Below are 15746 nucleotides of genomic sequence, written 5' to 3'. Positions count from 1 at the left end.
ATCAATGGTCCCCGTGATTCCCCTTGCTTGGATTCGTAACGGCGAAGCCTTCCTCCGGCACATAGAAATAATCCACGCGGATGCCGTCCAGCATAGGCTCGTCCTTCTGCAGCAGCACCTCGATGCCGCTATCCGTTGTGACAAGCTCATCATTATCGGTCTGCGTGTCCATCGACATGCCATAGTGGGCATGGTCGCCATGCGAATGCGTCACGTATACGCGAAGCTTCAGTTCCTTATTTTCTTCCTGATCCAGCTCAGCCCGCAGCATCTTGGCCGCGTTGCGCGAAATTTTACATTTCATCGTCAAGTCACGTCTCCCACTCTGTATTTCCCCTATTGTATAAAAACCGGGGGACGAAAGCAACCGTTAGCTGCCGGCAAATGTGTAGGAAAGCGGATGAAACCAAGAGAATCCACACTCGTAATGCAACGAGACTTGCGCGGAAGCGCGGCGTCTTTTAAGATGAAGGAAAGAAAAAACGATGACCGGAAAGGCTAAGGTGAACGAATGATCCCGTTTTATCGGAAGTATTCGAAAACGATCTTCGATATCGCGCTGCTCGTTGTAACTGTGTACTTGTTTATGTTTTTGTTCAGCTATGTGTACAATTTGGCCAAGCCTATTTTTATCGCCCTCGTCATTTATGTCATCGTTGAACCGCTGGCCCGTTTCCTGCATCGCAGAGGACTGCCCAAGCCGATCGCTTCAGCCATTTCCACGCTTGTATTTGTTGTTATCATTTTGGGCGTCATTACAGGGGCCGGCGCCATCTTTACCGCCCAAATTATTTGGCTGGCCGACAAGCTGCCCGACTACGCCAGCATTTTACAGCAGCAGTTGTTCAACCGCACCGAGCAAGTTCAATCGCTCATCGGCACGCTGCCCGTGGACCTTGATCTGGTGAACAAAGCGAAGGAATATTCGGTCGATATTATCCAGAAGCTGACCTTGATCGCCCGCAATTCGCTGATTGGACTGTTCGGCATGCTGACGTCGGTGTCCACCTTTGTCGTCAACTTCGTCATCGGTATTATTCTCGCTTACTTCCTCAGCATCGAGATTCAGTCCTGGAACCGGATCGCTGCGGAGAAAACGCCGAAAACGTTCAAGAAGGCATTCCAGTTTCTCCGTGAAAATGTGCTGATCGGCATCCTTTCTTATGTAAAGGCCCAGACGAAGCTGATCAGCATCACCTTTGCTGTCATTTTCGTCGCGCTGCTGGCGCTTGGCGTCAACAACGCCTTCTCGATCTCACTGCTGGCCGCCATCTTCGATGTGCTGCCGCTGCTGGGCGTATCCACCTTGTTTGTCCCGTGGATCGTGTACCTGCTTGTCGTCGGCCAGACGACACTGGCCATCTGGCTGGCGATACTGCTGGCCGTCGTCATCGGAGCCCGGCAAATTCTTGAGCCGAAAATTACCGGAGACTCCCTCGGCGTATCAGCCTTCACCATGCTCGCGTTTATGATTATTTCGCTGCAGCTGTTTGGCGTAGCCGGTCTGATTTTATCGCCTGTGCTCATTATTTTAATCAAGGCGCTGTATGAGCAGGGCTACTTGAAAAGCTGGATTCGCATGCCTGCGGAGGAATATGAGCCGGACGCCGAGACGCTCAAGTTTAAATGAACAAAGGGGATTCCTGATCACGAGGCTTCGAGATCGGAATCCCCTTTTTTACAGTCGGGGCGGGTAAACACTTGCTCGACCCGGCTCTGGAGGCGCCTTTCTGCGCCATTCGGCGAAATGACTCGCCTCTCCGCCGATGTCCGGAGCTATGCGCCATACTTGCGCTCGGCCCGCTCTGTAAACATGTTCATCAACAGCAGCGTCACCGCAATGTCATCGATCGGGAGAAAGGGCAGCAAATCCGGCGCAACCCCGTAAATCAACGCAGGCAGCGCAAACAGCAGCTTTTCCCCCAACGGCACCTTGCGTGAGCGAAGCAGCGGGACGATCCTGCGGAACACATGCCCCCATTGCCGCAACGACCATAAACGTTTGATCATTATCGCTCAACCTCCTCACGATTGATAGGCTTGTCTCGGTGGATCTACGTGGATATACTCTATAATACCCGAAAAAAGACCGCTGGTTTCAGCTAGAAACCAGCGGTCTGTTCATCTACGCTCACAGCAGCAAGCCTTCCACCAGCAGCGGCAGCAAATCGCGGTATATACGGCCAAACTGCTCAAGCGGCAGCGGGTTGACGCCGCAGCCTGCTTCAATCGTAAATCCCGGCCGCCGGTACTCGCGGATGAACCAGTCCTTGTAGCCGGCATCGCTGCCCGTCAGGCGCACCGCCTCATAGCCGCTCAGCTCCTGCAGCCGCGCAGCGAGCGCAGCGGACTCCTCCGGCTCGTAATCCCGGTAATTCCAGTAAATTTCCCGGCCCTGTGTGTGAAACGCCATCACCAGCCGGAAATTCCGGCTGGCGGTGAAAGCAGCGACTGCACTTGCTTCCGGCTCCGACAACGGGCAAGGACCTGTATAATCACGCGGCCCCGGTCCGTCTACCGCGCGCCGATCCCGTTCCGCCTCCCAGTAGGCCGGAAACTGATCGTTCAGATCGACGCCGCGAATGTTGGCTTTCCATCCGGAGAAATCCGGCGAGCCGCTATTCCAGCGCAGCAGCTGCTCGGCGTACGGATGTCCGCCGTCTACGCCCTGCAGCGCCAGATCAACGCCGTCCGGATTAACCATCGGGACAAGCCACAACGAGGTGTCGGCCAGCAGCTGACTCGCCTCGCGCCCGCCGATCCTCCCCCCGCTCTGGAGGGCAGCGGCATAACTTTCGGCGAAACGCATCAGCAGCAGCGAGGTCAGCCATTCATTGGCATGAAAAGCGCCGTTATAATGAATTTCACGCGCTCCGCTGCCGATCCGAATGTAAGAGATCGGCTGCCCCATCACGCTGCGGCCGATCTCTCCGATTTCCAGAAACGGATAAGCCGACCTTAGCTGCTCCAGCTGACCGGCCATTGCGGCGCAGCTGTAGCCGCCGTTTTCGGCACGTACAATGCCGTGCAGCTGCGGCAGGGCGATAGTTTGTCCGATACGCAGACGGCGGGGATGTACACCTGGGTTGATCTCCAGCAGCTGATCCGGCTCCAGTCCGAAGCGGCGGGCCACCCCGTCCAGCGTATCGCCCGCTTGCAGCACATAGCTGCAAGCGGGCGAGATTGGAATCCGCACCGTCAACCCCGGCCGCAGCCCGCTATGTTCATGCAGGTTATCGTTTACCCGGAACAACTCGTTCACGGACAATCCGTACCGCAGCGCGATCCGCTCCCATGTATCGCCCCTCCTGATCCTGTAAGGAAAGGTCATCGCTCCCACCACCTCCGGCATCGTACCCGGGCCGCTGAGGGCACGGGTTTTCACCAACATATGCCGGAGCGTCAGCTAATATTCGGAACCTGCCAGACAATCGGCGTCACCCGGATCTGCTCCGCGAGCCAGCTTTGGGCAATGGTGCGGAACATGACCGGATCGCCGCTGCAAAAAAACTGATGCACCGGGATGACCGGGCTTCTGGCCAGCATCCCCTTGTGATACAAAATCGTGCTGACCTCGCGTGCCGTCTCGTCGGCCGAGCTGATCAGCTTCACACCCGGCCCCATCGCCTGACTGATCGCATCGGATAGAAACGGGTAGTGCGTACAGCCGAGAATCAGACAATCGAGAGCTACGCCGCGCAGCTCCTCCAGCGTCTGGGCCACAACCTCCGTTGTCCGGTCCGTACGAAACAAGCCGCGCTCCACAAGCGGCACAAACTGGGGACAAGCCATACTCACAACTTTAATTTGCGGCGAAATTTGCCGCAGCGCCTGCTCATACGCTCCGCTGCGGATCGTTCCCTCTGTGCCGATCACGCCGACAAACTGGTTGCGGGTTGACTTGATCGCCGCGCGCGCGCCGGGATGAATGACACCGATGACCGGAATCGGCAAGCGTGCCCTGATCTCCTCAATAGCCACCGCCGTCGCCGTATTGCAAGCGATTACGATCATCTTGGGCTGGTATTGGAGTAAATAATCGACGATTTGATGCGTAAATGTGATGACCTCCTCCGCCGGCCTCGGACCGTAAGGCGTCCGCGCGGTATCGCCGAAATAGAGGATTTTCTCCTGCGGCAGCTGGCGCATAATCTCCTTGGCTACCGTTAGTCCGCCGACTCCTGAATCCAATATGGCAATCGCTTGCTGCACGTCTGTTCGCTTCCTTCGTCAATAAGATGTGTAAGACCGACTGCTGCTACAGCATATGTAAGCCCGGGAGGAAAGGTACCTTGACGGTTGTCCGGCAGCCGCCGGCAGCCACAAGGCGCTCCTTCACTTCGGAGGCTGAATATCGTCCAGCAGCGCCAGCGTATAGCCTGCTTGCTTGATTGCCTTGATGATCCGGTCAAGCGCCTGAATATTTTCCGGCGAGCCCTGATGCATCAAAATAATGTTGCCGTCATGCAAATTATTCATAATATCGTTATACGGATCTTCCGCGCCGTTTTTCCGGGGCTCCCAGTCGCGCATCGCCGTGGACCAGAACACGGACGAATACCCGAGCTCCGACACAAGCTGCAGCAGATGCTGGCTATACCTGCCATACGGAAACCGGAAATACGGCTGCATGTCCTCGCCCGTCACTTCCTTGTACAGCTGCTCGTAGTCCTTGATTTCCTTGCGGACCTGCTCGTCGCTCTGAAGATTCATATCCGTATGCGTCATCGTATGATTGGCGACCAGATGCCCGTCCTTCACCAGCTGGCGGACAAACTCCGGATTTTTCTTGACATTGTAGCCCGCAATAAAAAAGTTCGCCTTGGCATCGTTATCCTTAAGCGCCTTCACCAGCGTTTTCGTATCGCCCAAATCTCCGCCTGTATCAATCGTCAAATACACTTTTTTGCCGCTGCCGACCCACAACGCCTTCATATCCTTCGTAAAAGCTTTCGTATCGCCGGGAAAGCCGGGGACCTTCCCCTTTGCTTGCTTCATGTAATACCACGACAGCGCCTTCTTATCGCCGCTGCCCGGCTCCTGCGGCTTGGCGACTTGCGTGCCGGCGGCAGCAGCGGCCGGATTGCGGACGCCGCCGTAGACAGCGCCGGTGGCCGTCTTCCCGGCAGCCGCTTCACCGGCTGACGGCGGCCCGGCCGTCTCGGGCCGCTGGGCTGCCGCCTCGGAGCCGGGCTTCGCCGGAGCCGCTGCATCGGATGCTTCGCCGCCCGATGTCACCGCGTTCACAGGCGGGGCCGGCATCAGGTCCGGGCGATTCTCCTCCTCCTGCGGCTGAACGCGCGGCGGCGGCGCGGCTGGCGCTGCTTTGTCGCTTGTGCCGCCGTCATTTCCGCTGCAAGCGGTCAATCCAACAGCCAGCGCAGTCAGCGCCAGCCAGCTTGCGGGGGTTGCTCTGCTCATGCTGCCATCCTCCAGTCACAGCCAGGTCTAGCTAGTTATCTATGCTCCAGTATACAAGAGACCTCACGCTCTGGCGACTGACGGCTGCCTCACAGGTGCCTGATGTCTTCCAGCCTTACTTGGATTCTCCGCGTCCGGCTGCCCACAGCAGCACCATCAGCACGCTGATCAGCACGAAGGCGACAAGCGCGAGGAACGGAATCGTAACGAAGCCAAACCAGTCGATATAATCGACATCGCAGGGCACAAGGCCGCAGGAGGTGGCTCCATCCTTAAACAGGTCGGTTTTCTGCATCAGGTAGTGGTACAGGGAAATACCGGCTCCCCAGACGGACAGCGGCAGCACGTACAAATAAATCCGCTTGTCCTTGCGTACGGCGGCAATGCCGAGGATCAGCGCCAGCGGGTACATCAGGATGCGCTGGTACCAGCACAGCTTGCATGGCTCGTAATGCAAAATCTCGGAAAAATACAAACTGCCCATCGTAGCTACAACTGCAACTACCCACGAAAAATGAATGCCGTTCTCGCGAATGAAAGCTTTCCACCGCATCACGTCTGCTCCTTCTTTGCTATCGAATGAAATCAATTTATTATATCACTATTAACCAGCCGCATGAAAGAATGCCAAAAAGCCCGGACGGGCTTCAGGTCCATCGGGCTTGCGGCTTACACTCTCAACTTATTCGGGTACCTAGCTCCGGTCTATTCCTTGATCGGCTCGAACTTCGCGTCATAAAGCCGGAACATCGTTTTGTAGCCGGATTCGTCAACCTTGACGCCTACATCAAGCCGCCCGGTAATTTTGAGCGGACCGGTTGTATAACGCAGCTTCACGTCGTCAGGGACAAACACCATCATAATTTTGTTCCAGTACGTCTCATCGCCGTTGTCGAACGGACATTCCGCTCCAGGCTCGGGGATCAGCAGAAACCAATGCTTGTCGAAGGAAAGCACCTCGCCCATGTAGCCGTTGATTTGCACAGTTTTATGCTGCTCGCTCAAATCCCAGAACTTTTCCGAAGGACGGTTTTGCTTGTCATCGTCGAAAAATTCGGACCACTTGATCTTGGGCAAGCCTTGCGCCGCCTTGGCTGCGGCTGCCGTCGCTTCAGACTTGACGGCGGCGGCCGTGGCTCCTCCGGCTGGCGCTGCCGGCTCGCTGCCCGACGAAGCTGCGGCGCTTGGCGCTGCGGCCGCCTGCTGGCTCGCAGAGGCTCCCGCTCCCGCGCCTGCGCTAGACGTTGTCGCATCGCCGCCCGACGGCTTCACGCTTACCGCTGCAGCCGCCTGCGGGCTCGCAGAGGCTCCCGCTCCCGCGCCTGCGCTAGACGCTGTCGTCTCACCGCTCGACGGCTTCACGCTTGGCGCTGCGGCCGTCTCCGGGCTCGCCGAAGCTCCCGTTCCCGCGCTTGCGGCCGGGGCTGTCGTCTCACTGCCCGACGGCTTCACGCTTGGCGCTGCGGCCGGTTGCGGGCTCGCCGTGGCTCCCGTTCCCGCGCCTGCGGCCGGGGCTGTCGTCTCACTGCCCGACGGCTTCACGCTTGGCGCTGCAGCCGGTTGCGGGCTCGCCGTGGCCCCCGCCCCCGCGCCGGAGGCTGCCGGCTGAACAGCCGCTTGCCCCGCTTCCGCGAACGAACCCGCTTCCGGGGCTTGTTTAGCTTGACCGCAGCCTGCGAGCGCAACAATCAGACCCGCGCACAGAACCACTGTCCATCTTTGCTTCGTCATATCCAGATCATCCTTCCATCGCTTAATTGCGGAACAACGTCAGCGCATCCACCCGATAAATCCGCGCTGCCGGAATGGCCGAAGCGACAGCACCCAGCACAAGCGTGCCCAGCGCCAGCACGAGCAAATCCCCGACCGGAGCCATAACCGCCAGCTGAATGCCCGCATACGCAAGCAGCGGATCACTTGCCAGCCAACCGATCCCGTGCCCGGCGACTAGCCCGAGCAGCAGCCCGGCCGCCGTCAGCAGCGTGCCTTCACCGACCAAAATACCGACAATATACGTCCGGCCCTTCCCGATCAACCGGAGCAAGCCGACATCCTTCTTCCGTTCCTGAACAGCTGCCGTCAACGATAAAACAATCGATACGGCGGCCAGCAGCACGCAGATCAGCATCACGATCAGCAACAGCTGCGTCCCTGTGTCGACGAGATTTAATACATCGCCTACCGCTTTGCTGCTGTATACGGCTTGCACCTTCTCCAGCTGATCATATTTCTGCTTGACCAGCTGAGTGCCGAGCAGGGAACGCGGCTTTACGAGCACAGCGGTCACATCGCGCACCTCGGATTGATTCGCATGCACCGCCCACGCATGATCGACCGTCGTGAAGACGGTGCGGTCATCGGCCGTGTTCAGCTTGGGCAAAATACCCGCGACCCGATACGTGAAGCCGGCATGCGCATCATGCACCTCGCCCTCATGCCCGGCTGCATGCTCGTCTTCATACTCTTTCTCCTCCGCATGACCGTGCTCGTCTGCATGCTCCTCTTTTTCCATGGAATGACCCGCGATCAGGCCATGGCTGCCGTGGAACGTATCGCCGAGCTTGACCTTCAGCTTCCGGGCCACCTCGTAGCCCAGCGTGACCTCGCCCAGCTCCCTGTACAGATGTCCCTCAGCCAGCTTGCGGTCCGCATAACGCGTCTGGAAATAGCCGGGGTCAATGCCGATGATCGGAAAACCGTTGAATTGATCGCCTGCGGTCAGCGCATACGCGGCTTCTACTTCCGGCTCCTTTTGCAGCGACTCCAGAACCGTATGAGGAATGTTGCCGGTCGGCGCACCCAGCCTGTAGAACGCATTCAGCACCAGCTGCGATTCGCTGCCATCGGCGCCGACAACCAGCTCAAACGGGCCGTAGCCCTTCTGGGCGCCCTGCTCGACCGCTTCCCGGCTTTGCAGCAGCAGCACAAACAAGGAAGTCGTGATGGCAACCGCAAGCACCGTCAGCAGCGAAAGCGTTTTGCGGTGCACAATATTTCTGACAATCAGCGTCCATCCGCTCATCCGACCGCCCTCCCGGCTTCCGTGGGCGACTTGGCTTGCAGCAGCTCATTTATTTCCGTCATATTGACGACACGCGGAAACTGCTGCGCCAGATGAAGATCATGCGTTACCGTCAGCAGCGTCAGCCCTTCCTGCGCACACAAGCCCAGCAGCAGCTCCATAACCGCCCCGGCCGTCTCCCAGTCCAGGCTGCCTGTAGGCTCATCGGCCAGCACAACCGGCGGACGATTGATCAGCGCCCGGATCATGGCGACACGCTGCTGCTGACCGCGGGACAGCTGGGCAGGCAGATGCTGCTGCCGGTCGCTCAGCCCGACCTTGGCGAACCACGATTCGATCAGGCGGCTGCGGGCCGCCGCCGACCCGGTCCTCTCCAGCACCAGCTCGACATTTTGCTTCGCCGTCAGAGACGGAATCAAGTGAAAATCCTGAAAAATATACCCGATATGCCGCGCCCGAAACGCATCCCGCCTTGACTCCTCCAGCGACGTAACCGGGTGCCCGTCAACGATAATGTCGCCCTTGTCCGCAGGAATGACGCCGCCGATCATGTGCAGCAGAGTGCTTTTGCCGCTGCCGCTCGGACCGATAATCGCCACCCGCTCTTTCGGAGCCACCGACCATTGCCCGATCTGCAAAATCGGCAGCGTCTGTCCCTGCAGACGGAACGATTTTTCCAACCCTTGAATGCGAATCACCGTAACTGGACTCCTTTCAGAAAAACAGGACAGGAGAGCCTCGGCTCTCCTGCGCCTCTGTGTATGGAATTAAGCTGCTATCTTAATTAGGGCTTTACGATTCTAAGGCTTTACGATTCGCTCGGACAGCGCATCCCACGTCAAAGCTTTGCCTGTCAGCTTGCTGAAGGCATCCAGCGGCAAATAAAGCATGCCATTGTCTACATTGGCTTTGAAGCCTGCATCGGCTCCATCCAGCGTCACCTGCAGCGTATCAATGCTGACAACCATCTTTTTGCCTGCGTTGTCCAGAGTTACCGAACGGTCTGCCGCATTCCAGGCAACCTGGCTGCCCAGCGCCTCGCCAACTGCTTTAGCCGGATACAGCACCGCGCCGTCGCGCGTTACTTTAAACTTCGGATACAAATATTTTGCTTGCATTTCGGCCGAAGTAGCGACCAGGTCTACACCGACAATTTCCGCAGAAGCCAGTGCGATTTGGGTATTGTCGATTTGGCCCTGTACCTTGTCGGCAATCGGACCGTACGCCCAGACGCCAACGTCAACGCCGGAATGTCCATGTCCGCTCCAGCCGATCAGGAGACGCTTCGATACAACCGCGTTGTAGGCGCCCTCTTGCGCATACGAGGAGCCGTCGCCCTTCAGGATAGATTGCGCTTCCTCATCGGACAAATCCTGAATCCACGTGTTGGCCGATACGATCGCTTTAACTTCCTCAACCGTTTTAGCTGCCTTCAGCTTGCCGGCGATAAATTCGGAGGAATTTTTTTGCTTGTCCCACAGGTCAAGGTTCAGCTCATAAATGTTGTCGCGCGACAATGACAAGCCGCCTGTTTCGTGGTCAGCGGTAATGACGATCGACGTGTTGCCGTCCTTCTTCGCGAAATCCAGCGCTACCTTCACCGCAGCGTCGAAGTCGAGCACTTCCTGCACCGTCGAAGGGAAGTCGTTCGCATGCGCCGCATGGTCGATCCGGCCGCCTTCAATCATCATGACGAACCCGTTTTGATCCTGCGACAAAATGTCAATCGCCTTCGTCGTCATTTGGGCCAGGCTTGGCACCTCAGCCGTCCGGTCCGGCGTATAGCTGACATGCGATTTGCCGAACAAGCCAAGCGCCTTGCCAGTCGTTGCAGGCAGCGCGTTCAGGCCGCTTGCGTCCTTGACATAGCTGTAGCCCTTCGCTTCGAAGTCGCCGATAATGCTCTTGTCCGCGCGCTTGCCCTTTTCTTCCTTGCTGATAAAGAAGTCGCTGCCGCCGCCGAACAACACGTCAACGCCGCTGTCCAAATATTGGGAAGCAATCGCGTTTTCGTTATCGCGGCTGCGTACATGCGATGCGAAAACAGCAGGCGTAGCATGGGTAATACGGGCAGTTGTCACAAGGCCTGTCGCTTTGCCTTTTTTCTCAGCCGCTTCAACGACGGAAGCGAAAGGCTTGGAAGCATCCTCGTTCGATACGCTGATACCGGCGTTATATGTTTTATGGCCTGTAGCAAATGCGGTGCCCGCCGAAGCCGAGTCCGTCACGACGCCGGATACGATAGTGCCGCCGTCTTCACCACGGTCTGCATAGGTCGTAGCTTGGCCGACATAGATGCTATCCAGGTTCAGGTGGTCGATGCCTTTTTGATATTTCAAGTAGTTACGGCCAGCCGAAACCTGTGCAGGCCCCATGCCGTCGCCGATCAGGACGATCAAGTTTTTGGAAGCGGGAGCTGCTGCAGCGACAGCTGCGCCGGCAGGCTGGACGGCATCAGCGGCAATACCTGCTTGCATAGGCAGCACCGACAGCGCCAAAATCGTACTTAAAACCATTTTATTAACTTGCTTTCTCAATGGAAATACCTCCAACACCGTTATAGTTGATCATCTGATCATATTTAAATTGTAACAACCAGCGTCAACGGAGCATTAGAACAGTGTAAAGCAACCATTAAATTGAGATGAATTTTTTGTAAATAATCGAAAACGGATATAACCTATGGCTGAAGGCTGGGTAAACTAATCCAGTAGGCAGTGCGCAGATGTCGCAACTATTCAAGGAGGTATAAGCACGATGAACATCATTGTGACAAGTATTTTCGTTCAGGACCAGGACAAGGCGTTAACGTTTTATACAGAAACGCTGGGGTTTGTAAAAAAGCACGACGTTCCTGTCGGCAAATTTAGATGGATCACGCTTGTTTCTCCCGAAGAGCAAGACGGTACCGAGCTTTTACTCGAACCGAATGACCATCCGGCCGCCAAAAAATATCAACAAAATATATTTGCCGAGGGCATCCCGGCCACGATGTTTGGCGTCGCAGATATTCAGAAGGAGTACAACCGATTGTTGGAAAATAGCGTGAAATTCACAATGGAGCCGACAAAAATGGGCGAAATGACGATCGCTGTCTTCGACGATACATGCGGCAACCTCATTCAGCTTGCACAAAAGTAGCTTCATGCGGGATTCTGTAAGCTCTGTCGCAAGCAGCGCCTGAGGACAACAAATAACCTCCAGCTCCCGGCAGGCTTCGGGGAGCGGAGGTTATTTGCCTTGTCTAACGACTTGTGAAGCTTCGAGCAATCATACGGAGAAGCTGTACGAAACCGCTCTGCCTTCCTCGGCCGGCGTCGCCAGCCGGGTCCATTCCTGCGGAGGCGCCAGATCGACGACCGCCTTGATGCCAATCTTCGCGAAGTCCAGCTCCGGCAGCTGCTCCAGCGTCAGACGGTTCGTAATCAGCTTGTCCAGCAAGCCGGGGAACCGCTCCTCGATTTGCTGAAGCCGGTACAAGCCAGTCTCGAAATCTTTACGGGACGCATTCACCGAGCCGAGAATGCATTTATTTTCCAGAACCAGCTCCCGGTTCAGAAAATCCACAGGCACCTCGCTGCTCGTGCTGCCCGGCGTCACCCCCAGCAGCGCCAGCACGCCATTGGGACCAAGCGCGCCCATCGCTTCAAAGGCAAGCGGACTGTAGCCCGTACATTCGAGGATGAGATCGGCACGGCGGCCGCTGCTTTGAAGAAAGTCAGCCAGACCCGACGCCTGCTGCCCGGAGACGCCCCTCGTCCGAGCGGCATCGGACGCGTCGCTGACCGTCCCCGCTGCCGGGGCGCGCCTGGCTCCTTCCGGAGCTTCCGACGCCTCCCGTGCTCCCCATGCATCGGACTGCTGGTACACCGCGCCGCATTGCCGGACGATGTCCGCTCCGGCCGAGTCGGCAGCTGACTTCGACCAGACCCAGGTGTCCAGACCGAGACAGCGGCACGTCAGCGCGGCCAACAGCCCGAGCGGGCCGGAGCCGAGCACAACCGCCGTACGCGGCTGCCAGACAAGCCGCTGCTGAATGCGCTGCACCTCGTCCCACACCTTTTCGACGATGCTTTGGGGCTCCGTCAGCATCCCGTGCCGCAGCTGGCTATCGGGAATCCTGACCAGATAACGCGCCTCGTCCACATAGTACTCGGACATGTAGCCGTTCCGCCCCTTGATGCCCCGCTCGACATACTCGCCGCTGGCACAATAATCCTGCTGCCCGTTGCGGCAGTTCACACACCCCGGCTCGGCGCACGGCCGCCGCACCAGCGCGCTGACCGCATCCCCCGGGCGCAGCCCGGTAGCCGGATCAGCCTTCACGACGACGCCCAGCGACTCATGGCCGATAATCAGCGCGTCCTCTCCGTCCGGCGGCATGCCGTAGCCTTCGCGCAACAGCTCGCGGTCTGTTCCGTCCAGCCCGACGCATAACACGCGCACCCGGACATCAGCCGCAGAGCGCAGCGGAGGCAGCTCCACTTCGGCCAGCTCCAGCCTGCGTTCGACAGCGCCTTCTCCCTCCTTTCCGCTGCGCCGTCCCATGCCCGTTACCTGCACGGCTTTCATCGTCGCCCGCCCGTCATCGCCAGCTTTTGGCGTCAGCCCGGCCTGTTTCTTATTCATACTGGTCCTGCCTCCCTCCGCGTATTTCCTATCTGCCTGCCTGTCCATGACGAGAGCTCAGCAGCTTTTCGTCGCTTTGATCCTCGCGGCCTCTCCGCTGGTGGCGAAACCACTTGAGCTTGGACACATATTCCTGCACCACCTTGACGAAGGAGGCGTGCGACCACGTAAGCGGAGAGACAGACAGCGGCTCGCCGGTATACGGATGCACCTGCTCAGCTAACGCGCCCGACGGCAGCGCATGCCGGACCGTCCAGCGCAGCAGCTCCTCCGCTTCCCGCAAGCCGGCCTCCTCCTTCGCCGCCGCGATCACGTATTCCGCATACCACAACGTACAAATAAACCACGGATTGCCTGGAACGCGCTCGACCTCCTGTGTCACCTGGTGGTAATAGTCATTGGTATATCTGGCAAGCCCGCCGACCTCCGTTTGGACCCACAGCTTTTCGCGGATCTGCTTCATCGTCGCAGCGACACGCGGGTCGTCCACCGGCACAAGTCCGAAGTCGAATACGGCGTACATGCTTGCATCCAGCGTCAGATCAGGCTCGTATACGGACTTGTCGGCATTCCAGTACAAGGAGCGGATGAACCGCCCTTCCGCCTCGTCATACAGCTGCTGCTCGGCCGCCTGCTTGACCCGCTCCGCATCCTCGCGATAGCGGAGCGCCCGCAGCTTGTCGCCGAAATAGTCAGCGAATGCAGCAGCAGCCATCATGCCGCCGTACACGCTGGATACCGTAAACAGATGCACGCCGTACCGTTCCTCCCACAGATCGTACGACGGCAGCGGCAGTCCCGAGGCATCGCGGTAGCTGGACATAAAATCGGCCGCCGGGATCACAAGCTTGTCGTAATCTTCGCGCGCCTCCTGGATCGTCCCGGCCAGCTTGTGATGATGCCAGAGCGCGTACAACACAAGCGCCGTCTCATCCTCCTGAATCGGAAGCTGCTTTTGTCCTTGCCCGTTGATCCACGGATGCCAGCTGGAGCCGGGCGAGCCGTCCGGATTATATTTGTGCAGCAGGAACCCGTCCTCCGACAAGCCCTTGCGGCAAAAGTTAAAAAAACGCCGGGTCAGCGTGTAGTAGCCCGAACGGTCGAGCGCGTGGGAAATAAGCGCGCCGTCGCGCGGCCACATATAGGAATACGTGTCACGGGCGAATTTCATAATATCTGAATCGTTGGCTGCTACAATCGCCCCGCGGTTGTCCGTATGCGCCCGGATCATAAGCAGGCTGCGCCGGTAAAAGGACGCCAGCTCCGCATCCAGCAGCTCCAGCTCGTGGCGGTCCTGGGCAAGCCATTGCTTCCAGTACACATACGTGCGCTGCAGCAGCGCGTGCGCAGTGCTTTCCCGCACCTTTCGCTCCAGCTTGTGAACCTCGGCAAGATTTTGCCCGAAGCAGATCCAGAACCAGGCCTCGGCCTGACCCTCTGCAGGGAGCGTCAGCTCCAGCTCCAGGGTGCCGTCCACCGACCCTTGGGCAATCGGATTGCGCCCCAGCTGCCCGTCCTCGGCGTCACGCCATGTGCCCTCCAGCCGGTTCATCTCCTTCTGTCCGGTCGCATAGGAAGCAGCAGCAGCCGGCCCGCCTGTCCGCTGGCAAGACAACGTCATATACCGATGCCCCTTGTAGAACACCAGCGACCCGAAATCAGGGTCCAGATAAACCGTATCGCCGACCCCGTTGCCGTACAGATGCAGATCGAGGTGGAAGTACAGCTTCACCTGCCGCTCGCGGTTCCACTTGTTCGTCAGCAGCACCTTGCGGATAAATACATTGTCCTGGCAATCCACCCCGTCGCGAATGAGCAGCTCCAGTCCGAGCCGGTCATGCGTACACGCTACATTCGTCACCATGGAGTCATGCAAATAACCTGATTGCTTCTTCAGCCCTTCGTCATCAATCCAGAAAAAACCGTCCGCCGTCCAGACGCCGAAATGCGATAAATGGTCTATCGCCTGATTTTCCTGGCCGACATAAGGAAAGTACATATCGCGCAAGTTATACTGCGCATCGAAATTCATCAGCACATTACCGTTGCCTATCGGCAAATCTCTGGCCATGGCAGCTCAGCTCCTTCCTGCTCTACCTAATTTCCCCGCAGGCGGAAGCGAATTATACATTTCGAGTCAAAAGAACAGACAGCTGCGAAAAAACCGGCTCCCCCAGGAGCCGGCTGTCGCTATCGTATGTACTTACCGGCGCTTGCGCCCGTGCTTGACCAGCGTCATCCGCCGGGAGTGCCGCAGCCAGGAATAGTAGGACTTGAGATCGCGCAGCTGAATATCCTGCGAAATACGTCCGAGAAAGGTGACCGCAATCAACTTGTGCAGCGGATTCCCCGCAATATCCGTCTCCTGCTGCAGCTCCAGAAATTCCGCCACCATGACCAAATCTTCATCAATCACAAACACATTGCGCTCATTGGCGTAATAGGGCTGGATGCGGTCGCTCTTCAACGCTTCCCATAAAAAGGTGCAAATCTGCTCAATGGTCGCTGCCTCAGGCTTCACCCGCTCCGCCCATCGGCCGATTGCGTGATTCGTAATGACGATATCCGCTACCTTGTAACCACAAAAAGGCACATGGAAGGTTTCATAGGTACTCCATCGCTTCATGACCTTATCCTTCATCCCGTTTTCCCCCTTTTTGGCTGAAAAGGTTGC

15 protein-coding genes are annotated in these 15746 nt (G+C 57.8%); 2 read left to right on the top strand and 13 right to left on the bottom strand.

Features of this window, described 5'->3' with window-relative positions; genetic code table 11:
* Position 1: 1 nt before the first annotated feature.
* Complete coding sequence (locus tag AC6ROY_RS16850; protein WP_500101738.1) at positions 2 to 304, bottom strand: iron-sulfur cluster assembly accessory protein; 303 nt, start codon at positions 302 to 304, stop codon at positions 2 to 4.
* 207 nt (positions 305 to 511) lie between these two features.
* Between AC6ROY_RS16850 and ytvI the strand changes: the two genes are divergently transcribed.
* Positions 512 to 1630 (top strand): sporulation integral membrane protein YtvI, encoded by a 1119-nt coding sequence (gene ytvI / locus AC6ROY_RS16845; protein WP_500101737.1) that lies wholly within the window; start codon positions 512 to 514, stop codon positions 1628 to 1630.
* A 146-nt stretch (positions 1631 to 1776) separates the two neighbouring features.
* On the opposite strand, the gene AC6ROY_RS16840 is transcribed toward ytvI, so the two are convergent.
* The 9 genes from AC6ROY_RS16840 to AC6ROY_RS16800 form a co-directional block, all read right to left on the bottom strand.
* Positions 1777 to 2010 carry a hypothetical protein gene (locus tag AC6ROY_RS16840; protein WP_500101736.1) on the bottom strand — a complete coding sequence of 78 codons (234 nt, stop codon included), beginning with the start codon at positions 2008 to 2010 and terminating at the stop codon, positions 1777 to 1779.
* A 121-nt stretch (positions 2011 to 2131) separates the two neighbouring features.
* Positions 2132 to 3331: a M14 family zinc carboxypeptidase gene (locus AC6ROY_RS16835; RefSeq protein ID WP_500101735.1), complete on the bottom strand. Its 1200-nt coding sequence runs from the start codon at positions 3329 to 3331 to the stop codon at positions 2132 to 2134.
* Positions 3332 to 3402: 71 nt separating this feature from the next.
* Positions 3403 to 4212: a glutamate racemase gene (gene racE / locus AC6ROY_RS16830; protein WP_500101734.1), complete on the bottom strand. Its 810-nt coding sequence runs from the start codon at positions 4210 to 4212 to the stop codon at positions 3403 to 3405.
* A gap of 123 nt (positions 4213 to 4335) precedes the next feature.
* Positions 4336 to 5421, bottom strand: a complete 1086-nt coding sequence (locus AC6ROY_RS16825) for a polysaccharide deacetylase family protein (protein ID WP_500101733.1) — start codon at positions 5419 to 5421, stop codon at positions 4336 to 4338.
* A 115-nt stretch (positions 5422 to 5536) separates the two neighbouring features.
* Positions 5537 to 5974, bottom strand: coding sequence for a disulfide oxidoreductase (locus AC6ROY_RS16820; protein WP_500101732.1), 438 nt, complete (start codon positions 5972 to 5974; stop codon positions 5537 to 5539).
* Positions 5975 to 6126: 152 nt separating this feature from the next.
* Positions 6127 to 7152 (bottom strand): hypothetical protein, encoded by a 1026-nt coding sequence (locus tag AC6ROY_RS16815; RefSeq protein WP_500101731.1) that lies wholly within the window; start codon positions 7150 to 7152, stop codon positions 6127 to 6129.
* 22 nt (positions 7153 to 7174) lie between these two features.
* Complete coding sequence (locus tag AC6ROY_RS16810; RefSeq protein ID WP_500101730.1) at positions 7175 to 8443, bottom strand: ABC transporter permease; 1269 nt, start codon at positions 8441 to 8443, stop codon at positions 7175 to 7177.
* Positions 8440 to 9141: an ABC transporter ATP-binding protein gene (locus AC6ROY_RS16805; protein WP_500101729.1), complete on the bottom strand. Its 702-nt coding sequence runs from the start codon at positions 9139 to 9141 to the stop codon at positions 8440 to 8442. Before AC6ROY_RS16805 ends, AC6ROY_RS16810 begins: the two co-directional genes overlap by 4 nt.
* Positions 9142 to 9243: 102 nt before the next feature.
* On the bottom strand, positions 9244 to 10920 hold the full coding sequence (locus tag AC6ROY_RS16800; protein ID WP_500101832.1) for an alkaline phosphatase: 1677 nt from the start codon (positions 10918 to 10920) through the stop codon (positions 9244 to 9246).
* Positions 10921 to 11200: 280 nt separating this feature from the next.
* Here AC6ROY_RS16800 and AC6ROY_RS16795 point away from each other — a divergent pair, with 280 nt between their 5' ends.
* A complete protein-coding gene (locus tag AC6ROY_RS16795) occupies positions 11201 to 11584 on the top strand; it encodes a VOC family protein (RefSeq protein WP_500101728.1) in 384 nt (127 codons plus the stop codon).
* 129 nt (positions 11585 to 11713) lie between these two features.
* Here AC6ROY_RS16795 and AC6ROY_RS16790 read toward each other — a convergent pair whose 3' ends face one another.
* From AC6ROY_RS16790 to AC6ROY_RS16780, 3 genes are all read right to left on the bottom strand, one after another.
* Entirely contained in the window at positions 11714 to 13072 is a 1359-nt protein-coding gene (locus AC6ROY_RS16790; RefSeq protein WP_500101727.1) for a glucose 1-dehydrogenase, read from the bottom strand.
* A gap of 28 nt (positions 13073 to 13100) precedes the next feature.
* Positions 13101 to 15143 carry a glycoside hydrolase family 15 protein gene (locus AC6ROY_RS16785; RefSeq protein WP_500101726.1) on the bottom strand — a complete coding sequence of 681 codons (2043 nt, stop codon included), beginning with the start codon at positions 15141 to 15143 and terminating at the stop codon, positions 13101 to 13103.
* Positions 15144 to 15275: 132 nt separating this feature from the next.
* The gene (locus AC6ROY_RS16780) at positions 15276 to 15713 is read right to left on the bottom strand and encodes a hypothetical protein (RefSeq protein ID WP_500101725.1); all 438 of its coding nucleotides are present in this window, start codon (positions 15711 to 15713) and stop codon (positions 15276 to 15278) included.
* Between the last annotated feature and the right edge of the window lie 33 nt (positions 15714 to 15746).

The organism is Paenibacillus sp. sg306046, assembly GCF_059821225.1.
Note: the sequence above shows the minus strand (reverse complement) of the source record. Positions and strands in the feature narration are given on the sequence as shown.